A 21,128-nucleotide genomic window follows, 5' to 3' on the forward strand; every position below is an offset into this window, starting at 1 on the left:
CGGAGCACGCGGCGCCGCGGATCAGGCCGAGGCGACCGCCGGGTGCAGCGAGCGCAGGTACCTGCGCGTGAAGATCCCCTGCACGACGCGGAGGACGGGGCTCGCCAGCCGCAGCGGCCACGAGGCCGGGCGGGAGAAGACGCGGAGGGTGAGCCACACGCTGCCGTCGGGCTCCCGGGAGACGAGGAACGCCTCCTCGCCGCTGAACGGGTGGCCGGGCAGCGTGCCGTAGGCGAAGCCGACGCGGTCGGCCTCCTCGACGGTGTAGACGACGCGCACCGGCGCCTCCGGGTGGAACGGCCCGAACGGCATGCGCAGCACGGCCGAGGTCCCCGACGTGATCCACGCGGTCCCGTCGTCGCCGTACAGCGCCTCGCGCGGGCGGTCGGCGGGCACCTGGGGCACCCCGTCCTCGTCGAACTCCAGTCCGCGGTAGCCGGGCTCGTCCGGCACCTCCTGCTCGATGCGCGTGACGTCGATCCCGCTGCCGCGCTGCACCCCCCAGGTCATGAGGAGGGCGACGGCCTGCTCGAAGCGCTCGTCGCCGCTGCCGAGCCGGGCGCTCGCCTCGGCGGGGCGGTAGCCCTCGGGCGGGTAGGTCATGAGATCGACGGCCTGGGTGCCGCCGACGGAGCCGTACGTGACGGCGGTCGCGGTGTAGGTGCTGCGGCGCATGAGGATCAGACTACGGCGTGCCGCTGGACGTCCCGGCCGACGCCGGGCGGACCGCTGCGGAGCGGAGCCGAGCCGGTGCTCCGAGCCATCGCCGGATGCGCCGCGGCGCGTGCCGCCAGCATGGACGAGCCCCCGTCCGAGGGCTCTCGGTGCCCCCGGGCGGGGGCTCGGACCCTCGACGTCATCCCTCCGGATGAGGATCCCGACGACGCCGTCATCCCCGCGATGCAGGGGCCCGAGGACCGTCACCGGATCGTGATCCGAACGCGCGCGGCCGTCCTCCGCGGACCCCTATCCTTCAGTCGGCGCCGGGCCTCCCGAGCGTCGCGCATCCCCCTCTCCCGACGCTCGTCGTCGGTCCTCGGAAGGTCCTCCCGTGCTCCGCTCCCTCACCGCCCTCGCCGTCGCCGGCTCTCTCGCCGTCGCCGGAGTCGCCGTCGCGACCCCCGCCTCCGCGGCCGCCGGCGGCACGTTCTACTCCGTGCCCTACGACTCCTCGCTCTTCCAGGTGACGACGGTCGCCGGGCGCGCCGAAGCACAGCCCGCGTCCTTCGAGACGTGGCGCGCCGCCGGCTTCCCGGCGCCGCAGCCCGCCGCCACGCAGTACGTGCGCTTCACGTGGGAGTCGACCGTCCAGGCCGACAGCACCGCGGGCGACGCGGCGTTCTCGGTCTCGTTGACCTCCGCCGAGTGGCGGCGCGCCGGGTCCCCGACGCCCCGTACGGACCGCCTCCCGGCCGCGTCGAGCATCCTGCAGTACTCCGGATCGGGCGAGCTCTTCGTCGTGGAGTCCGAGTCCTCCTTCACCGACGACCCCGGATACCACCAGCTGACCTTCGCCGAGTACGCGCACCTCGGCTACCCGGCCGTCGACACGACGTCGCCGCGCATCTTCTCCAAGCTGTCCTGGAACGCGACGCTCGTCGGCCCAGTGTCCAGCTCGGGCGAGACGGGCCCCGTCTCGTTCGCGGTCTGGGACCGCTTCGCCCGCCCCACCCCCGTCGTGGTCGCGTCCTACGACGGCGACCGCTTCTGCCACGCGGCCGGAGCCGCCGAGATCCGCTACGTGGGGAAGGCCGCGCCCGAGGGCATGGCGCTCACCTACCGCGAGTGGGTCGCCGCGGGGTCGCCTGAGCCCGCCACCTGCTGACCCCTCCCGCAGCGCCTGACGCGCCCCGCCTCTCGAGGCGGGGCGCGTCTCGTCGTCCAGGCCACGTGCGGTGCGCACGCCTAGCAGGTCCAGGCGCCGCGCGCATCCCTCCCGCGAGGACCACCTCCTCATCCGTCCGCCCAACCCTCGTCCGAGGGTGGTCGGTGCCGTGATGAAACCGTGATCAGAGCTGCATTCCTACGCGAGTGGAAGCCGCTACCTTGGGCCTGCGAGGCCGAGCCGGAACGGGCGGATCCTCGGTCCGCATGATCCAGCACGACACCTCTCGGCGCCTCGGCGTCGCCCATCGGAAGGCCATCATGAACCGCTCACTGCCCGCCCTCGCCCTCGCCCTCGTCGGGGCGCTCGTCCTCGGCGGCAGCGTCCTCGCCGCGGCACCAGCCCAGGCCGCTGCCGGGGACACCTACTACTCGGTCCCCTTCAACGACTCGCTGATCGTCGAGTCCCCCGTCTCCGCCGACGTCCCCGGGATCGGCTACGCGACCTTCGCGGAGTGGAAGGCCGACGGCTTCCCGCGTCCCGTCCCCGCGGCCGTCGCCTACCGCCTCCTCCCCTGGGACAGCACCGTCTTCGCCGATGTGATGGGCACGCACTCCGGCCTCACGGCGGTGCTGACCGGCACCGAGTGGCGGCGCGCCGGATCGCCGGCGCCGACGCGGGGCGCGCTGCCGTTCTCCTCCACCGTCGTCCAGTACCCGACGTCCGACGAGCTGCTCGTGCGCACCGGCACGCTCTGGGGTTCGGATGCCGCCGAGTGGCACACGCTGACCTTCGCCGAGTGGCGCACCCTCGGCTACCCGGCGGTCGACCGCCGTGAGGCCGTCGGCTTCTCGAAGCTCTCCTGGCTCGGCACGATCGTCGGTCCGGATCCCCTCACGGGCGGGCAGACCGCGATCTCCTACGACACGTGGCTCGACGCCGGCCGTCCGACGCCGAAGGTCGTCCCGTCCTTCCCGAACGACAGGTACTGCTCCGCGCGGGGCAGCTCGGAGATCCGCTACGTCGGCCTCGCGGCTCCCCGGGGCGTCGCGCTGACGTTCCGCCAGTGGACCGCCGCCGGCTCGCCGAAGCCGACCGTCTGCTGACCTGCTCCGCACGCGACGCGCCCCCTGCCTCGAGAGGCAGGGGGCGCGTCGTGCGGGGGGGGGCGGCTACTTGGCCTTCTTCTCCGTGTCGCCCGAGAGCGCGGCGATGAACGCCTCCTGGGGGACCTCGACGCGGCCGACCATCTTCATGCGCTTCTTGCCCTCCTTCTGCTTCTCGAGCAGCTTGCGCTTGCGGGTGATGTCGCCGCCGTAGCACTTGGCGAGCACGTCCTTCCGCATGGCGCGGATGGACTCGCGGGCGATGATCCGGGCGCCGATGGCGGCCTGGATCGGCACCTCGAACTGCTGGCGCGGGATGAGCTCGCGCAGGCGCCCGGTCATCAGCACGCCGTACGCGTACGCCTTGTCGCGGTGCACGATGGCGCTGAACGCGTCGACCTGCTCGCCCTGCAGCAGGATGTCGACCTTCACGAGGTCGGCCTCCTGCGAGCCCGCGGGCTCGTAGTCGAGCGACGCGTAGCCGGCCGTCTTGCTCTTGAGGTTGTCGAAGAAGTCGAACACGATCTCGCCGAGCGGCATCGTGTAGCGGATCTCCACCCGGTCCTCGCCGAGGTACTCCATGCCGAGCAGGATGCCGCGCCGCGACTGGCACAGCTCCATGATCGTGCCGACGTAGTCCTTGGGGGCGAGGATCGCGGCCTTCACCACGGGCTCGGAGACGCTCACGATCTTGCCGCCCGGGAACTCGCTCGGGTTGGTGACCGTGACCGTCTTCTTGTCCTCGCTCGTGACCTCGTAGATGACGGAGGGCGCCGTGGTGATGAGGTCGAGGCCGAACTCGCGCGACAGGCGCTCGGTGATGATCTCCAGGTGCAGGAGGCCGAGGAACCCGCAGCGGAAGCCGAAGCCGAGCGCGACCGAGGTCTCGGGCTCGTAGACGAGCGCGGCGTCCGAGAGCTTCAGCTTGTCGAGGGCGTCGCGGAGGTCGGGGTAGTCGGATCCGTCGATCGGGTAGAGCCCGGAGAAGACCATGGGCAGCGGCTCGGTGTAGCCGGGCAGCGCCTCGGTCGCGGGGCGCGCCGCGGTCGTGACGGTGTCGCCGACCTTCGACTGGCGCACGTCCTTCACACCCGTGATGAGGTAGCCGACCTCGCCGACGCCGAGGCCGTCGGACGGCGTGGGCTCGGGCGAGCTCACGCCGATCTCGAGGATCTCGTGGGTGGCGCGCGTCGACATCATCGCGATCTTCTCGCGCGGGCTCAGCTTGCCGTCGATCATGCGGACGTAGGTGACCACGCCGCGGTAGGCGTCGTAGACCGAGTCGAAGATCATGGCGCGGGCGGCCGCGTCGGGGTCGCCGACGGGAGCGGGGATGGTGCGCGAGACCCGGTCGAGCAGCTCCTCGACGCCGGCGCCCGTCTTGCCGGAGACGCGCAGGACGTCGGCCGGGTCGCCGCCGATGAGGGAGGCGAGCTCGGCCGCGTACTTGTCGGGATCCGCCGCCGGCAGGTCGATCTTGTTGAGCACCGGGATGATCGTGAGGTCGTTCTCGAGCGCGAGGTAGAGGTTCGCGAGCGTCTGGGCCTCGATGCCCTGCGCGGCGTCGACCAGGAGGATCGCGCCCTCGCATGCGGCGAGCGAGCGGGAGACCTCGTACGAGAAGTCGACGTGACCGGGGGTGTCGATCATGTTGAGCGCGTAGGTCTTCCCCTCCAGCTCCCACGGCATGCGCACGGCCTGGCTCTTGATGGTGATGCCGCGTTCGCGCTCGATGTCCATGCGGTCGAGGTACTGGGCGCGCATGGCGCGCGACTCGACGACGCCCGTGAGCTGCAGCATGCGGTCGGCCAGCGTGGACTTGCCGTGGTCGATGTGGGCGATGATGCAGAAGTTGCGGATGGACGCGGGGTCGGTCGCGGCGGGCCGGAGGGCCTTCGTTGCTAGGGGGCTCACGCGTTCCTCAAGGTCGAGCGGGTGGGGCGGTCCGACGATCATCCCATGGCGGGGCGGTCCGGCCAGTCCGAGCGCCGGCGCCGGGGCCGGGCGCGGTCCCTGCCCGCGGAGGAGCAGGGACCGCGCCCGGCGACGGGATCAGCGCCGGACGATGTCGGCGACCGCCGCGCCGAGCTCCGGCCACCGGAACCGGTAGCCCGCGGCCTCCAGCGTCTCCGGGACGACCCAGCGGCTCTTGAGGACGAGCTCGGGCTCGGTGCGGAACAGCCACATGCCCGCCTCGAGCATCCACCGGTTCGCGGCGAGGCCGACCGGCATGCGGACGGCGTGGCGCAGCACCTTCATCAGCCGCCGGTTGGTGACGGGCGCGGGGCTCGACGCGTTGACCGGGCCCTCGATCGTCGGGGTGTCGCGCACGAAGCGGATGATCCCCACGAGGTCGTCGATGTGCAGCCAGCTGAAGACCTGGCGGCCGTTCGTCGGCTGGAAGACGTGGTGCGCGCCCGCCCGGATGCGCGACGGGCGCCCCGGGAACCGCCCGTCGAGCTGCGGCCCGCCGAGGCCGAAGCGCGCGAGGCCGAGGAGCGGCTGGAGCGCGCCGTCCCGTCCGAGGACGATCGCGATGCGCAGCGCGACGCGACGCGTGGACGGCAGATCCGGCGCGAAGAACGCGCGCTCCCAGGCGCGGCCCACCGACGGCGAGAAGTCGTCGCCGAGCTCCCCCGTCGACTCGGTCTGCGGCCCGTCGGTCGCGTGCCGGTACACCGTGGCGGTCGAGGCGTTGATCCACACGGGCACGGGGGCCACGCTGTCCTGGATCGCGCGTCCGAGCTCGGCGGTCGTCTCCACGCGCGAGCGCAGGATCTCCCGGCGGTTCGCCACGCCGTAGCGGCAGTTCACGCTCTTGCCCGCGAGGTTCACGAGGAGGTCGGCGCCGTCGAGGAGGCGGCGGATCCCCTCGGCGTCGCCCCAGCGCGCGTCGGCGCCGGAGCGACCGACGGTGCGGACGCGGTAGCCCTCCTCGGTCAGCTCGCGGACGAGCACCTGTCCGATGAAGCCGGACGCGCCCGCGATGACCGCGATGCGCGGGGCGGTCGGCCCCGGTGCGTCGCTCATGCGCCGAAGCGCGTGCCGCGCTCGACCGTGGTGCCCCGGCCGTCGGCCCACGTGTAGACCGTGTCGCCGCCGATGATGACGTGCTCGGCGCGCGACCGCACGTCGAGCGGGTCGCCCGACCAGATCACGACGTCGGCGTCGAGGCCCGGCGTGAGCGCGCCGACGCGGTGGTCGAGGCGGAGGATGGCGGCGGGGTTCGCGGTGATCGCCCGCAGCGCGATGTCCGCCGGCAGGCCGTCCTTCACCGCGAAGGACGCCTGGTGCACCAGGAAGTCGATGGGCACGACGGGCGCGTCCGTCGTGATCGCCACGAGGACGCCCGCCCGGTGCAGGGCCGCGAGGTTCGCGACGGCGCGGTCGCGGAGCTCGACCTTGGAGCGCGAGGTGATCATGGGCCCGAAGATGACGGGGATGCCGCGCTCGGCGAGCACGTCCGCGATCTTGTCGCCCTCGGTGCCGTGGTTGACCACGAGGCGGTAGCCGAACTCGTCGGCGAGGCGGATCGCCGTGGCGATGTCGTCGTGGCGGTGCGTGTGCTGGTCCCAGGCGAGCTCCCCGTCGAGGACGCGCACGAGCGTCTCCTTGCCGAGGTCGCGGGAGAAGGGCGTGCCCTCCTTCGCCGCGTGGTCGCGGGCGGCGCGGTAGTCCTCGGCGTCGCGGAAGGCCCGGCGGATCACCATGGCGACGCCCAGGCGCGTCGACGGCGTGCGGTCCTTGGAGCCGTAGACGCGCTTCGGGTTCTCGCCGAGCGCGCTCTTGACGCTCACGGAGTCGCTCACGAGCTGCTCGTCGATGGTGCGGCCGCCCCACGACTTGATGGCGACGGACTGGCCGCCGATCGGGTTGCCCGAGCCGGGCTTCACGACGATGGTCGTGACGCCGCCCTTGAGCGCGTCGCGGAAGCCCTCGTCGTCGATGTCGATCGCGTCGATCGCGCGCACCGACGACATGTCGGGGTCGGTCATCTCGTTGGTGTCGTCGCCCGCCGGGCCGTTGGCCTCCTCGTGGATGCCCACGTGGCCGTGCGCCTCGACGAAGCCGGGGAGGACCCAGCGGCCGGCGGCGTCGATCACGGTCGCGCCCGCGGGGACCTCGACGTCGGCGGCCGGGCCGACCGCGGCGACGAGGCCGTCGCGGAGGAGGACGGTGCCGCCGGGCATCGGGACGCCGTCGACGGGGACGACGTGGCCTCCGGTGATGGCGGTGACGGTGGAGGAGGAGGCGCGGACGGGGGCGGTGGGATCTGCGGGGAGGGCCATGCCCCGAGCCTAGGACGGCGGGACGGCGGCGGCGGGGCGGCCGCGGCGCGTTCTGGCGGCCGCCGGGGACGGGGTCGCCGGAGGAGCCTCGGTAGGCTCGCGGGATGGGCATCCCCGACTTCATCGTGTCGCTCCGCGAGCGGATCGGCACGGAGCCCCTGTGGCTGTCCGGCGTGACCGCGGTGATCCTCGACGGCCCGCGCGTGCTCCTCGTCCGCCGCGGCGACACCGGCGGGTGGGCGCCCGTCACGGGGATCCTCGATCCCGGCGAGGAGCCCGCCGTCGGCGCCGCGCGGGAGGCCGCCGAGGAGACGGGCGTGGAGATCGAGGTCGAGCGGCTCGTCTCCGTGGGCACCACCGGCGAGATCACCTACCCCAACGGCGACCGCGCGAGCTACCTCGACCTGACCTTCCGCTGCCGCTACGTGGGCGGCGAGGCGCACGTCGCCGACGACGAGTCGCTCGACGTGGGCTGGTGGCCGGTGGACGCCCTCCCGGACATGCCCGCGGACCTCCGCCAGCGCATCCTGGACGCCGTCGACGACCTGCCCGAGGCCCGCTTCGTGCGTCCGGGCGAGCGCTCCCCGTGGGCGGACGGCGACGCGCGGGGCTCGGGCGCCTGATTTCCCGGCCGCGACCTGGTATCGTCGCCTGTTGGCTTGCGTGTGATCCTCCCCGATCACGCGGTATCGCCGCAGGCGCCCTCTCTCGCTGAGCGGCAACTCATCTGACGAAAAATCGAACGGAAGACATAACACGTGGCAAACATCAAGTCGCAGATCAAGCGCATCGGCACGAACAAGAAGGCCCAGGAGCGCAACAAGGCCGTCAAGAGCGAGCTGAAGACGGCGATCCGCTCGGTCAAGACCGCCATCACGGCGGGCGACAAGGACGCGGCCGTCAAGGCCGTCAGCCTCGCCGGCAAGAAGCTCGACAAGGCCGCCAGCAAGGGCGTCATCCACAAGAACCAGGCCGCGAACCGCAAGGGCGCGATCGCCAAGCAGGTCGCCAAGATCGGCTGACCTCGCCGCACCGCACGACGAAGGGCCCCGCTTTCCGCGGGGCCCTTCGTCGTGCTCGGCGCGATGCAGATGTGCGGCCTCAGGCGCGCTCCTGATGGGCGGCCTCAGGCGCGGTCCCCGTCGCGGTCTCAGTCGCGGTCCCCGTCGTGGCCCACGCCGTTGTCTCAGTCGCGGCCGCGGGAGGCCACCGTGCGGACCATGCGCTCGAGCGAGTAGACCGCGTCGCGTCCGCCGCCCTTGACCTGCGCGTCCGCCTCGGCCAGGGCCTCCACGGCGCGGCCCAGGCCCTCGTCGTCCCAGAGCTGCAGGTCGCGCCGGGCGCGGTCCACCTGCCACGGCGCCATGCCGAGCTTCGAGGCGAGCTGCCCGGACGGGCCGGAGACGCCCGAGACCTTCGCCATGGTGCGGATCTTCATGGCGAAGGCGGCGATGAGCGGCACCGGATCCGCCCCCGAGGTGAGCGCGTGCCGGAGGAGCACGAGGGCCTCGCCGCGGCGACCGGCGATGGCGGAGTCGGCGACCGCGAACGCGTTGATCTCCACCCGGCCGCCGTAGTACTCGTCGACCGTGACCTCGGTGATCTCGTGCGCCGTGTCGGAGATGAGCTGCTGGCACGCGGACGCGAGCTCGCTGACGTCGTCCTGGAACGCGGCGACGAGCTGGCGCACGGCGCCCGGCGTGATGGAGCGCTTGGCCGCCCGGAACTCGGCGACGGCGAAGTCGTGCTTCTCGCTGTCCTTCTTCAGCTCCGCGCAGACGACCTCGATGCCGCCGCCCGTGCCCGCGCGCACCGCGTCGAGCAGCTTCTTGCCGCGCACTCCCCCGGCGTGCCGGAGCACGACGTAGGTGTCGTCGGCCGGGGACTCGAGGTAGGCGACGGCGTCGAGCAGGAACTGGTCGGAGCACTTCTCCACGTTGACCACGCGGATGAGCCGCGGCTCCGCGAACAGCGACGGGCTGGCCAGCGTGATGAGCTCCCCCGGGGCGTAGGAGTCGGCCTCGATGTCGGACACCTCGATGCTCGGATCCTCCGCGGTGAGGATGTCGCGGAGGCGCCGGATGGCCCGGTCCGCGAGGAGCGCCTCCGTGCCGGAGACGAGCACGATGGGGGCGGGGCGGACGGCATCCCACGCGAGCTGCGGGATGGCCGCGGACGCCTTCGCGGCGGTGCCGCGGGTGGTCCTGGTCGCCATGCGGGTCCTTCCGGGCGGGGTGGAGTGGTCGGCCGCGGTCGGGTGCCGCGAGCGGATCCAGGTTAGCCGTCGGGTGGGACATCGGCCGTCCCCGGGCGCACGCCGTGCACGGGCGGCGGGCCCGCCGACGACGGGGCTGCGGGCGGGGCCGGGCCGGGAGTGACGGCGGTCCCGGCGCGGCGCTCCCCCGGCCCGCGTCCGAGCGCGAGCGCCGCGACCGCCAGCGCGCTGGCCAGCGTGAGCGCGACGACGCCGCCCAAGCCGGTGGGCCACGGGACCCGCCCCCACGGCAGCTCCGACATGACCCGGGCGACGGCCGCGATCCACGAGGACGGCAGCCAGGCGAGCCGCAGCGCCAATCCCCCCGCGGCCGGCCAGATCGGCAGCAGGACGCACGCGGCGAGCCCCGCGACGGTGGCGGGCGCCGCCGCGGGCTCGGCGAGGAGGTTCGCGAGCACGCCGTGGACGGGCAGTCCCGGCTGCAGCACCAGCAGGACCGGCTGGCAGGCGACCTGCGCGGCGACGGGGACGGCGAGCCCCTCGGCCAGGCGACGCGGCATCCCTCGCGCGAGGCGGTCGGCGAGCGGTGGCGCGAGCACGAGCAGACCCGCCGTGGCCAGCACGCTCAGCGCGAAGCCGAGGTCCCGAGCCAGCCAGGGATCGCCCACGAGGAGGATGACCACCGCGAGGGCGAGCGCGGGCAGACCGCGTGAGGGGCGGCCGGTGACGGTGGACACGATGAGCACCGCGGCCATGACGGCCGCGCGCAGCACGCTCGGCTGCGGGGTGACGAGCACGACGAACGCGGCGAGGGCCCCCACCGCGGCGACGGCGCGGGCCGGCCGCCGCAGCCCGACGGCGGCGGCCAGCGCGAGCACGATGCCCACGATGACCGCGCAGTTGGCGCCGGAGACGGCTGTGAGGTGCGTCAGGGAGGTGTCCTTCATGGTCTGCGCGAGCTCCGCGGGGACGGCGGACACGTCGCCGATGGCGAGCCCGGGGAGCAGACGCGCTCCCGGCCCGGGCAGCTCGGACGCGGCGCGCGTCAGTTCCCGGCGCAGGCCGTCGGCGACGGCGAGCGGGCCGTCGGGCCGGGCGATCTGCTCGAGGCCGCCGCGGGCGAGGAGCAGGTAGGCCGCCTGGTCGCCCGCTTCCGCGGCTCGCACCGCCGCGGTCAGCCGGATCGTCGACCCCACCCCGGGTCGCGCGCCGCCCACGGCGGCGGCGGGCGCGAAGACGACCACGGGGACGGGCGCCGACGGGGTCACCGTGACGTCGGCGGCCCGACCGGGCGCCTGCCCGCCGACGTGGATGACGCGGAGGCGGCCGACGATCCGGACCCGGGCGGGTGCGGCGGACGCGCCCGACGCGCGCCCCGCCACCGGGGCGGGCGACTCGTCGAGGACGACGTCGGCGACGACCATCCCGGCGGCGGCCGCCGCGGCCTCGAGCTCGACGGGATGGCGCAGCGGCTCGCGGGCGGCCGCCGCGCCGAGGAGCATCGCCGCCACGCCCGCGGCGACCGCCAGGCCGGCCGCGCCTCGGAGCATCCCGGGCGGGGATGAGGTGGGACCCCGGGATGCGCGCCGCGATCCGCGCCCGGGTGGGGCCGGTCGGGCGCCGCGCTCGTCACATCGGGACCGCCGCGCCGCGGCCACCGACGCCAGCGCGAGCGCAGCGGCCAGCGCCGCGGCGAGGACCGCGGCCGGAGCGGCGGACCCGCGGACGCCGATCGCCACGGCCGTCGCGCACCAGCCGACCCCCGCCGGGATGGCGAGCCGCAGGTCGAGCGGCGTCGCGGCGGCGGCTGCTCGCGCCCGATCACGGCCGCCCCGGACGTCACGAGGGCCACGGGCGGGGCGGTCGCGCGCGGTCGGGTCCGCTCGGCGGGGCGTCACACCCGCACCAGGGGCGTCAGCGAGGCGAGCGTCCGATCGCCGATGCCCGGCACGCGGCCGAGGTCGGCGACGCGCGCGAAGCGGCCGTGCGCGGATCGCCAGGCGATGATGCGCCCGGCGAGCGACGGGCCGACGCGCGGGAGCGTCTCCAGCTGCTCCGCTGTCGCGGTGTTGAGGTCGACGGGCGCGGACGGGGTCGCGCCGCCCGCGCTGCCGGCGGCCGCACCGGCGGGACCCGAGGCGGCGGCGGGAGGCGTCTCCCCCTGGCGCGGCACGACGAGCTGCTCGCCGTCGACGAGGACGCGCGCCAGGTTGACGCCCGCCGGATCCGCGCCGTCCGCGAGCCCGTGGGCTGCGGCGAGGGCGTCGACCACCCGACTCCCGGCCGCCAGCGGGTACAGGCCCGGAGAGACGACGGCGCCGACTACGTGGACGTAGACGGGGGCGGCGCCGGCGGTCCCGGAGCCGGAGCCGGATCCGGTGCCCGCGCCGTCGGCATCGGCTGCGCCCCCGGAGCGCGACACGGCATCCCCGGGATGGCCCGTCGTGCGGGGGGATCCGGCGTCGTCGGACCCGACGTCGGACACGGTGCCACCCGCTGCCGACGCGTCGGCGGTGGCCGCTCCCTCCCCGTGCGAGGTCGCGCGGGGCGAGGCGGCCCCGGCTGCGTCGGAGCCGGGCGTCCCGGTCGCCTGGACGGCCGTGACGAGGATCGTGACGACCAGCGCGGCGGCCACGAGCACCGCGGCCGCCCCGACCCCCGTGCGCAGGCGGAACCGCGGACGCCGCCCCACGAGGTCCGCCGGGAGCCGCGGCGCGGCGGCGCGTGTGCCCCGGTCCGCGGGGCGCGGCCGCGCGTCCTCGGCCGCGTCTGCGCGCGCACCGAACGGGTCCTCCGCGTCGAACGGGTCCTCCGCCGGGAACCGATGCTCCGCGTCGAACGGATCCTCCGCCGGGAACGGATCCTCGTCGGGTCCGCCCCATCCCGTGGCGTCGCCCGCGGCGTCGCCGGGATCGTCGGCGGGGAGTGCGGGCCGGGAGGGGCGGTGGGAGCGCATGCGCGCACGGTAGGCCGCGACGCCGGTGCGGACGATCCCGTGCGTCCGGGCTGGGGATCGTGCCCCGCGGCGGCCCCTGGGATGGAGCGAGGGCGGCCCGGGATCCGGACCGCCCTCGTTCCCGCGTGCGCGGCGACCCGCTAGGAGGCGGGCTTGGTGGTGATGCTGACGATCTTCGGCGCGCGCACGATGACCTTGTCGATCGTTCGGCCGGCGGTGGACCGCGTGACGCCCGCCGTCTCCCGGGCCAGCGCCTCGAGCTCGTCGGCGCCGATGCGGGCGTCGACCTCGAGCTTGTCGCGCACCTTGCCGTCGACCTGCACGACGGCGGTGACCGTGCTCACGACGAGCAGGTTGCGATCGGCCTTGCGCCAGCCGGCGAACGCGACCGAGCCCGTGTAGCCGAGGCGCTTCCACATGTCCTCGGCCGTGTACGGCGCGAAGAGGCTGAGCGCCACGGCGACGACCTCGGTGGCCTCGCGGACGGCCGCGTCGCCGCCGCCCGGGCCCTGGTCGATGGTCTTCCGGATGGCGTTGACGAGCTCCATCGTGCGGGCGATGACCACGTTGAACTTGAACGCCTCGAGGAGCCCGGGGCCCTCCGCCAGGAAGCGGTGCGTGACGCGGCGGAGCGCCTCGTCCCCCGTCTTCCACTCGACCTCGGGCGCGCTCGTGATGTCGCCCGTGAGGCGCCACGCACGGGCCAGGAACTTGGCGGACCCGGACGGGGACACGTCCTCCCAGTCGATCGGGTCCTCCGGCGGGCCGGCGAACGCCATGGTGAGCCGGATGGCGTCCACGCCGTGGCGGTCGATCTCGGAGCCGAGGTCGACGCCGCCCTTGCTCTTCGACATCTTGACGCCGCCGGAGAGCACCATCCCCTGGTTCAGCAGCGCGCTGAACGGCTCCGTGAAGGTGACGTAGCCGAGGTCGAACAGCACCTTGGTGATGAAGCGCGAGTACAGCAGGTGCAGGATCGCGTGCTCGACGCCGCCCACGTACTGGTCGACGGGCGCCCAGCGGTCGGCGTCGGCCGGGTCGAACGCCTTCGTGGCGTCGTTCGGCGAGAGGAAGCGCAGCCAGTACCAGGAGCTGTCCATGAACGTGTCCATGGTGTCGGGGTCGCGCGTGGCCGGGCTGCCGTCCACCGGGCTCGGCACGTTCGACCACTCCGTCGCGGCGGCCAGCGGCGACTTGCCCTTGGGCGTGAGGTCGAGCCCCGCGGTGTCGGGCAGCCTGACGGGCAGCTGGTCCTCCGGCACGCGGATCTCGTTGCCCTCCGCGTCGTAGACGATGGGGATGGGCGTGCCCCAGAACCGCTGGCGCGAGATGAGCCAGTCGCGCAGCCGGTAGTTCTTCGCCGCACGGCCTCGGCCCTCCGCCTCGAGCTGCTCGATGACGCGCTTGATGGCGGGCTGCTTGCTCAGGCCGTTGAGCGACCCGGAGTTGATGAGGCGGCCCTCGCCGGGGAGCGCGACGCCCGTGCGACCGGGCAGCACCTCCTCGAGGTCGGGCAGCTCGCCGTCCTCCGGGATGATGCGGATGGCGCCCGTGACGGGCTGCGTGGTGTCGACCACCACGCGCACCGGCAGGTCGAAGGCGCGCGCGAAGTCGAGGTCGCGCTGGTCGTGCGCGGGGACGGCCATGACCGCGCCCGTGCCGTAGTCGGCGAGGACGTAGTCGGCGGCCCAGACGGGGATCCGCTCGCCGTTGACCGGGTTGACGGCCGTGCGGCCGAGCGGGATGCCCGTCTTCGGACGGTCGGTCGTGGAGCGCTCGATCTCGTTGAGGCGCTGCGTGCGCTCGAGGTAGCCGCGGAACTCCTCGCGGACCTCGTCGGACGCGCCCTCGACGAGCTCGGCCGCGAGGTCGCTGTCGGGCGCGACCACCATGAACGTGGCGCCGTGCAGCGTGTCCGGGCGGGTGGTGAACACCGTGACGGGCTCGTCGCGGCCCTCGATGACGAAGTCGACCTCCGCGCCCACGGAGCGGCCGATCCAGTTGCGCTGCATGTTGAGCACCTTGGACGGCCACTTGCCCTCGAGCTGGTTGAGGTCGTCGATCAGGCGGTCGGCGTAGTCGGTGATGCGCAGGTACCACTGCGTGAGCTTCTTCTTGACGACGACGGCGCCGGAGCGGTCGGACGTGCCGTCCGGCAGCACCTGCTCGTTGGCGAGCACCGTCTGGTCCACCGGGTCCCAGTTGACCCAGCTGTCCTTGCGGTAGGCGAGGCCCTTCTCGTGCATCTTGAGGAACAGCCACTGGTTCCACGCGTAGTACTCGGGGTCGCTCGTGTGGAGCTCGCGCTCCCAGTCGAAGGAGAGGCCGTAGCGCTTCATCGACTGCTTCTGCGTGTCGATGTTCGCGTAGGTCCACTCGCGCGGGTCGACGCCGCGCTTGATGGCGGCGTTCTCCGCGGGCAGGCCGAAGGAGTCCCAGCCGATGGGGTGGAGGACGGTGAAGCCCTGCTGGCGCCAGTAGCGCGCGACCGCGTCGCCGATGGCGAACGCCTCGCCGTGCCCCATGTGGAGGTCGCCCGAGGGGTACGGGAACATGTCGAGGATGTACTTGCGGGGACGGGTGTCGCTCGCGTCCGGCGTGCGGAACGGCTGCTCGCGCTCCCACACCTCCGACCACTCGGCCTCGATGGCGCGGAAGTCGTAGGTGTCGCCGGGGGTGTCGGGGGTCTCGTGTGCCAAGGGCGCTCTCGATTCGATGCGGGGGTCGCGGCCGTCAAGGCCTCGACAAGACTAGTGACCCGGCCGGGGGGAACCCGCACGGGCGACGGGGTGGCGGATCAGGCCCCGGCGGCGGCCCTGGGGAGGGAGGACGGGAGACCCTCGACGCGTTCCGCGACCCGGCCCGCGGCCACGGCGGCCAGCAGCGGCGCGGCCTTCACGCGCACCTCCTCGAGCTCCTCCTCGGGCACCGACAGGGCCGTGATGCCGCCCCCGGCGCCCACGGTGGCGCGGCCGTCCGCGACGACGACCGAGCGGATCACCATGGCCAGGTCGGCACGTCCGTCGTCGCCGAACCAGCCGAACGCGCCCGCGTACACGCCGCGCGGCCCGCGCTCGAGGGCCCGGAGGATGCCGACGGCCGCGGACTTCGGGGCTCCCGTCATGGATCCGGCGGGGAACAGGGCGCGCACCGCGGCCACCGCCGTGACGCCGGGCACGAGCCGGCCCTCCACACGGCTGACGAGCTGGTGCACCTGCGCGTACGCCTCGACGGCGAAGAGGCTCGTGACGCGGACCGAGCCGAGCACGCACACGCGGCTGAGGTCGTTGCGCATGAGGTCGACGATCATCACGTTCTCCGCGCGCTCCTTGTCGCTCGCGAGCAGCTCGGCGCGGGCCCGCTCGTCGGCTGCCGGATCGGCGTGACGCGGCCGGGTGCCCTTGATGGGGAGCGTGCGCAGCGTGCCGCCCGCGTCCACCTCGACGAAGCGCTCGGGCGACGCGCTGACGAGCACGGTGCCGCCGATGCGGAGGAACCCGCCGTGGTGGGTGGGGCTGAGCGCGCGCAGGGCCAGGTGCACGCCCACGGGGTCGACCCGTCCGGGCATGCGCGCGGTGTTGGTGAGGCAGAGCTGGTAGGCGTCGCCGCGGCGGATGGACTCCTGGCACGAGCGGATGAGGGCGAGGTAGCCGTCGTCGTCGTGGCGCCAGACGGGGTCGGATCCCGGATCCGCGTCGGCGGGGCCGTGCGGTGGCGCCGCGGCGGCCCGACGGGGGTTCGCCGGGACGCCCGCGAGGTCGCCCTCGACGGCGTCGAGCCACGGGTCCCCCGCGCGCGCGACCGCCCAGACGGCGGAGGTGCCGTGGTCGAACGCGAGCAGGCGCTCCACCCGGAGGACGGCGGCGGCGGGCTCAGCATGCTCGGGCGCAGCATGCTCGGGCGCGGCATGCTCGGGCGCTGCGTGCTCGGGCGCGGCGCGGTCCGGGGCGTCCGCGACCGGCGCGTGGTGCAGCGGCACGGTCTCGGTCCAGGCGTCGTACGGGATCCAGCCGACCACGCCCAGCCGGAAGGCGAGGTCGGGTGGGAGGCCGTCGTCGAGGGAGGCGCCGGCGTCGAGGGAGGCGCCGGCGTCGAGGGAGGCGCCGGCGTCGGCGGCCGACGCGTGCGCCAGCAGCCCGGCCAGCCCGTCGAAGACGCCGTCCGGCCAGGCGGTGACGCTGCCCGCGCTCGCACCGAGGTAGCTCCAGCCCTCCCCCGCCGAGTCGTCGAGCCACGCGACGTCGCCCGCGGCCTCGTCGGCGAAGAGGGCCGTGAAGACGTCCTCGGGGTCGTGCCATCCGGCGATGCGGCGTCCCCGGACGGCCGTCCTCGCGTGCGCGAGCGCTCCGTCCATGCGCGGCCTCCCGGTGTCGTGGCCGCACCCTGTGGCCGCCTAGCCTCAAGGGTATGAGCTCCGAGCAGATCCTCCGGTGGACCCCCGCGGGCTGGGCGCCCGACGCCGCGGACGCGACCCGGGGAGGAGCCGAGGAGACGCGGCCCGCCGGGCACCGGGTCCTCGCGGCCGACTCGTTCCTGGTGGACGACGGGCGGGTCCTCGCGCTCGACGTGCACCGGCAGCGGTTCCTCGCGGCGCTCCGGACGCAGGCGGCCGCGGTGCCGGATCCCGCCGCCTTCCTCGACGCCGCCGTCGCCGCGCTGCCGCGCGCGGGCGCCTGGTTCCCCCGCGTGGAGGCGCTGCGCGGCCCGGACGGCGACGTCGCCCGCCTGCTCGTGCGACCCGCCCCCGAGCGCACCGCGACGGTCGTGCTGCGCGACCACGACGGGCCGGATCCGCGCACCCTGCCGCGCCTCAAGGGCCCGGACCTGCACGCGCTCGGCGCCCTGCGGAGCCGCGCGGCCCGGCACGGCGCGGGCGAGGCCGTGATCCTCGCCGACGACGGGACCATCGTCGAGGGCGCCTACAGCGCGATCCTGTGGTGGCACGGCGACGCGCTCGCGGTGGTCGAGGGCGACGTGCCGCGGATCGCGAGCATCACCGAGCGCAGCATCCTCGCGCTCGCGACCGCCCTCGGGGTCGATGTGCTGCACGACCGCGTTCGTCCCGCCGACCTCGACGGCCGCGAGGTGTGGGCCGTGAGCGCGCTGCACGGCATCCGCCTGGTGCGCGGGTGGATCGACGGCCCGGCCGTCGCCGCCGAGCCCGGCCGCGTGACCGCCTGGCGCGCGCGGCTCGACGCGCTGCGGCGCGAGCTGCCGGTGGGCTGAGTCAGCCAGCGGAGGGGAGGGTGCCCGCTCCCCCGATCGCGCCGAGCTCCACCGTCCGGTCGACGAGGTCCGCCGGCACGTCCGTGTGCGTGAGCAGCAGCACCCCGCGGCCCCGGTCGCGCGCGGCCTGCAGCACGTCGCGGAGGACGGCCCGGGCGCGGTCGGCGTCGACGTCCGCCGTGGGCTCGTCGAGCACCAGGATCGGGAAGTCGGCGAGGAGGGCCCGGGCCAGCGCGATCCGCTGCGCCTGGCCGCCGGAGACGAGCCCGCCCCGGTCGCCCACGCGCGCGTCCAGGCCGCCGCGATCGGCGGTCCAGCCCGCGAGCCCCACGCGGTCGAGTGCTGCGAGGAGCTCGTCGTCGGTCGCCTCCTCGCGGGCGAAGAGCAGGTTCTGCCGGATGCTCGCGTCGAACAGGTGCGGCGACTGCTCGCACAGGCCCACGATCCGCCGCACCTCGGAGGGCCGCCGCGACCGGGCGTCGACGCCGTCGAGCTCGTAGCCGCCCGTCGACTCGAGGAAGCGCACGAGCGCGGCGGCGAGCGACGACTTGCCGGATCCGCTCGGGCCGCGCACGACGACCGTCTCCCCCGGCCGCACCGCGAGCGAGACCGGTCGGAGGGCGTCGGCGTCCGCGCCCGGCCAGCGGGTGACGAGGTCGCGGATCACCAGGGTCGCGCCGCCGCGGGCAGCGGAGGGATCGGGGCCCGCCTGCTCCGGCTCCTCCGCCCGCTCCAGCGGGATCTCGGCGGGCACGACCGCCGGCGCGGCGCCCGCGACCCGATCCGCGCTCGTGCGCACCCGCGTCCACGCCTGCACCGCGAGCGGCACGGCGGTCGCCGACTCGACGAGCGCCAGCGGCACGAGCGCGGCGAGGACGAGCCACGCCGGATCCAGCGCGCCGGACGCGAGGCCGGGCACGCCCTGCAGCACGGTCCAGCCCGCGACCGCGCCCGTCCCGACGAGGACGACGCCCGTCGTCGCGCCCGTGGCCGCCGCGCTCCGCAGCTCCTCGCGGCGGAGCCGACGCGCGACCCGCTCGAGGTCCGCGAGCCGCGCGTCCACCGCCTGGAACGCCGTGAGCACGTCGAGGCCGCCGACGAGGTCGAGCACCCGGTCCTGCACGGCGGCGCGCAGCGGGGCGATCCGCGTCTCCGCGCGCCCCGCGAGCGCCCGCGTCGCGAGGACGCCGACGGCGAGCGCGACGGCGAGCACGAGGGCGAGCGCGATCCCGGCGGCCGGGAGCACGGCCGTCACCACGGCGACGCTCGCCGCCTGCACGAGCACCGACACGGCGAGCGGCTGCACGACGCGCAGCGGGAGGTCCTGGAGCCGGTCGACGTCGCCGACGAGCCGCGCGAGGAGGTCGCCGCGCCGGGTGTGCCGGAGCCCGGCCGGCGCGTGCGGCAGGAGCCGTTCGAACACCCCGACCCGCAGCGTCGCCAGGGCGCGGAACGCGGCGTCGTGGCTCGTGATCCGCTCCAGGTAGCGGAACGCGGCGCGCCCCAGCGCGAAGGCGCGGACGCCGACGATGGCCATGCCGAGGAAGAGGATGGGCGGCTGCTCCGACGCGCGCGTGATCAGCCAGGCCGAGGTCGCGAGGAGGGCGACCGCGCCCGCCGCGCTCGCGAGCCCCGCCAGCAGCCCGGGGAGCGCCCGGCGGAGCGGCGGCTGCGCGAGGCGGAGCACCTCGCCGCGGTTCACGGCGCCACCTGCGCGCGCCAGGCGGGCTCGGGAGTCGTGCGCGCGGGATCGGCGACGGCGCCGGCCCGCTCGTGCTCCGCGGGCCGCGCGCCGGGCGAGGGAGGCGCGGCGGCGGATCCCGGCGCCGCGAGCCGCAGCTCCTCGTCGGCGGCGTCCACGAGCGCCGGGCGGTGGGTCACGACGACGACGGCGCGGCCCTGGTCGGCGAGCGCGCGGATCCCCCGCGCCAGCCGCTCCTCCGCCGCCGCGTCGAGGGCGGAGCTCGGCTCGTCGAGGAGCACGAGCGGGCAGTCGAGGGCGAGCGCGCGGTGCACGGCGCGGGCGACGGCGACCCGCTGGGCCTGCCCGCCCGAGAGGCCCTGGCCGCCGACGCCGAGCACGAGGTCGGGGTCGATGCCGTCGGCGGCTGCGAGGGACAGGGCGCGCCGGACGAGCGCATCGTCCGGATCCGGGACGCCCAGCGCGACGTTCTCCCGCACCGTGCCGGCCACGAGGCCCGGCCGCTGTCCGGCCCAGGCAATCTCCGCGGGTGCCGGCCGCCGGAGCGCGGTCGGGTCCCCGTCGCCATCCGCCCAGCCGATGACGCCGCGCGCGGGCAGCTGCCCGAGCACCGCAGCGAGGAGCGACGACTTCCCGGCCCCGCTCGGGCCGGTCACCGCCGTCACGCAGCCTCGGCGGAAGCGCGCCGAGAGGCCGTCGACCACCGGCCGGTCGTCGTGCGCGACGACGAGGTCGCGGATCACGAGCTCGTCGTCCGGAGCCGCCTCGCCGGGCGCGGCGCCCGCGCCGTACCGCGCAGACCCCGGAGCGGGTGCGGCTGCGGCTCCGGCGGCGCGGGACGCCCGCCCCGCCCGCTCCGCGTCGAGGATCCCGAGCACGTCGTCCGCGGCCGCCACCCCCTCCGCGGCGGCGTGGAACTGCACGCCGACCTGGCGGATCGGCAGGAACGCCTCGGGCGCGAGCAGCAGCACGAACAGCCCCACCTCGAGGTCGAGCTGCCCGCCGATGAGCCGCACGCCCACCGACACCGCGACGAGCGCCACCGACAGGGAGGCGGCGAGCTCGAGCACGAAGCCGGAGAGGAACGAGATCCGGAGCACGCGCATGGTCTCGACGCGGTGCTCCTCGGTGACCCGCCGGATCCTCGCCGTCTGCCGCCGCGCCCGCCCGAACACCAGCAGGGTGGAGAGACCGTCGACCACGTCGAGGAATCCCGACGCCAGCTCGGTGAGCCGGACCCACTGACGCCGCTGCACCTCCCGCGTCGCCCAGCCGACCAGCACCATGAAGACGGGGATGACGGGCAGCGTCACGAGCACCGTGACGCCCGTGAGCGGGTCGGCGAGGAGCAGCACCGCGACGACGATCGGCGTGGCGAGCGCCGTGAGGATCAGCTGCGGCACGTAGCGCGCGAAGTACGGGTCGAGCGCGTCGAGGCCGGGGCCGATGACCGTGGCGACGCGGGCGCGGCTGCGGCTCGCGGTCCACACCGGGCCGAGGTCGACGACGGCCCGGAGCGCGCGCCGCCGCAGTTCCGCGACGACCTGCGCGGCCCCACGCGCACCGACCACGTCGAGCAGCCAGCCGGCGACGCCGCGGAGGACCGCCGAGACGACGACGAGCGCGAGCACGGGCGCGAGCTCCTCCGCGGTCCGCCCCGCGATCGCCCGCACGACCAGCTGCGTGAGCGACCAGCAGAAGCCCACGAGCGCCGCGGTCTGCACGATGCCCGCGAGGGCGCCGACGACGAGCATCGTGCGGGCGGCGGCGGACGCCCGCAGCAGCCGCGGATCCAGGGGCTTCACCGTG

The 21,128-nt window shown here is 75.1% G+C and carries 16 protein-coding genes; 5 read left to right on the forward strand and 11 right to left on the reverse strand.

What is annotated here, in order from left to right; all coding sequences use genetic code 11:
* Nucleotides 1-21: 21 nt before the first annotated feature.
* On the reverse strand, nt 22-675 hold the full coding sequence (locus tag PED38_RS12950) for a DUF1990 family protein (RefSeq protein ID WP_063070278.1): 654 nt from the start codon (nt 673-675) through the stop codon (nt 22-24).
* A 376-nt stretch (nt 676-1,051) separates the two neighbouring features.
* Here PED38_RS12950 and PED38_RS12955 point away from each other — a divergent pair, with 376 nt between their 5' ends.
* Together PED38_RS12955 and PED38_RS12960 are read left to right on the forward strand one after the other, a co-directional pair.
* Nucleotides 1,052-1,825: a hypothetical protein gene (locus PED38_RS12955; protein WP_063070279.1), complete on the forward strand. Its 774-nt coding sequence runs from the start codon at nt 1,052-1,054 to the stop codon at nt 1,823-1,825.
* 266 nt (nt 1,826-2,091) lie between these two features.
* Nucleotides 2,092-2,931 (forward strand): hypothetical protein, encoded by an 840-nt coding sequence (locus PED38_RS12960; RefSeq protein ID WP_270981597.1) that lies wholly within the window; start codon nt 2,092-2,094, stop codon nt 2,929-2,931.
* A 66-nt stretch (nt 2,932-2,997) separates the two neighbouring features.
* Here the strand turns inward: PED38_RS12960 and lepA are convergent, their stop codons facing one another.
* From lepA to PED38_RS12975, 3 genes are all read right to left on the reverse strand, one after another.
* Nucleotides 2,998-4,845 (reverse strand): translation elongation factor 4, encoded by a 1,848-nt coding sequence (gene lepA / locus PED38_RS12965; protein ID WP_063070280.1) that lies wholly within the window; start codon nt 4,843-4,845, stop codon nt 2,998-3,000.
* A gap of 138 nt (nt 4,846-4,983) precedes the next feature.
* Complete coding sequence (locus PED38_RS12970; protein ID WP_270981598.1) at nt 4,984-5,961, reverse strand: epimerase; 978 nt, start codon at nt 5,959-5,961, stop codon at nt 4,984-4,986.
* A complete protein-coding gene (locus tag PED38_RS12975; RefSeq protein ID WP_270981599.1) occupies nt 5,958-7,220 on the reverse strand; it encodes an amidohydrolase in 1,263 nt (420 codons plus the stop codon). The genes PED38_RS12970 and PED38_RS12975 overlap by 4 nt, the downstream gene beginning before the upstream one ends.
* Before the next feature lie 104 nt (nt 7,221-7,324).
* Between PED38_RS12975 and PED38_RS12980 the strand changes: the two genes are divergently transcribed.
* Both PED38_RS12980 and rpsT read left to right on the forward strand, forming a co-directional pair.
* Complete coding sequence (locus tag PED38_RS12980) at nt 7,325-7,843, forward strand: NUDIX hydrolase (protein WP_063070283.1); 519 nt, start codon at nt 7,325-7,327, stop codon at nt 7,841-7,843.
* 135 nt (nt 7,844-7,978) lie between these two features.
* Nucleotides 7,979-8,242 carry a 30S ribosomal protein S20 gene (gene rpsT, locus PED38_RS12985; RefSeq protein WP_012038238.1) on the forward strand — a complete coding sequence of 88 codons (264 nt, stop codon included), beginning with the start codon at nt 7,979-7,981 and terminating at the stop codon, nt 8,240-8,242.
* A gap of 164 nt (nt 8,243-8,406) precedes the next feature.
* Here rpsT and holA read toward each other — a convergent pair whose 3' ends face one another.
* From holA to PED38_RS13010, 5 genes are all read right to left on the reverse strand, one after another.
* Nucleotides 8,407-9,435 (reverse strand): DNA polymerase III subunit delta, encoded by a 1,029-nt coding sequence (holA, locus tag PED38_RS12990; protein WP_270981600.1) that lies wholly within the window; start codon nt 9,433-9,435, stop codon nt 8,407-8,409.
* A 62-nt stretch (nt 9,436-9,497) separates the two neighbouring features.
* The gene (locus tag PED38_RS12995) at nt 9,498-10,985 is read right to left on the reverse strand and encodes a ComEC/Rec2 family competence protein (RefSeq protein WP_063070285.1); all 1,488 of its coding nucleotides are present in this window, start codon (nt 10,983-10,985) and stop codon (nt 9,498-9,500) included.
* 344 nt (nt 10,986-11,329) lie between these two features.
* Complete coding sequence (locus PED38_RS13000; RefSeq protein ID WP_270981601.1) at nt 11,330-12,391, reverse strand: ComEA family DNA-binding protein; 1,062 nt, start codon at nt 12,389-12,391, stop codon at nt 11,330-11,332.
* A gap of 140 nt (nt 12,392-12,531) precedes the next feature.
* On the reverse strand, nt 12,532-15,090 hold the full coding sequence (gene leuS / locus PED38_RS13005) for a leucine--tRNA ligase (RefSeq protein WP_063070286.1): 2,559 nt from the start codon (nt 15,088-15,090) through the stop codon (nt 12,532-12,534).
* 98 nt (nt 15,091-15,188) lie between these two features.
* Nucleotides 15,189-16,745, reverse strand: a complete 1,557-nt coding sequence (locus tag PED38_RS13010; RefSeq protein ID WP_270981602.1) for an anthranilate synthase component I family protein — start codon at nt 16,743-16,745, stop codon at nt 15,189-15,191.
* Between the two features lie 53 nt (nt 16,746-16,798).
* Between PED38_RS13010 and PED38_RS13015 the strand changes: the two genes are divergently transcribed.
* Nucleotides 16,799-17,617 (forward strand): aminotransferase class IV, encoded by an 819-nt coding sequence (locus PED38_RS13015; protein ID WP_270981603.1) that lies wholly within the window; start codon nt 16,799-16,801, stop codon nt 17,615-17,617.
* A 1-nt stretch (nt 17,618) separates the two neighbouring features.
* Here the strand turns inward: PED38_RS13015 and cydC are convergent, their stop codons facing one another.
* Both cydC and cydD read right to left on the reverse strand, forming a co-directional pair.
* A complete protein-coding gene (cydC, locus tag PED38_RS13020; RefSeq protein ID WP_270981604.1) occupies nt 17,619-19,319 on the reverse strand; it encodes a thiol reductant ABC exporter subunit CydC in 1,701 nt (566 codons plus the stop codon).
* Nucleotides 19,316-21,124: a thiol reductant ABC exporter subunit CydD gene (gene cydD / locus PED38_RS13025; protein ID WP_270981605.1), complete on the reverse strand. Its 1,809-nt coding sequence runs from the start codon at nt 21,122-21,124 to the stop codon at nt 19,316-19,318. The genes cydC and cydD overlap by 4 nt, the downstream gene beginning before the upstream one ends.
* Between the last annotated feature and the right edge of the window lie 4 nt (nt 21,125-21,128).

This window comes from Clavibacter sp. CT19, assembly GCF_027858075.1.
Taxonomy (GTDB): Bacteria; Actinomycetota; Actinomycetes; order Actinomycetales; family Microbacteriaceae; genus Clavibacter; species Clavibacter tessellarius_A.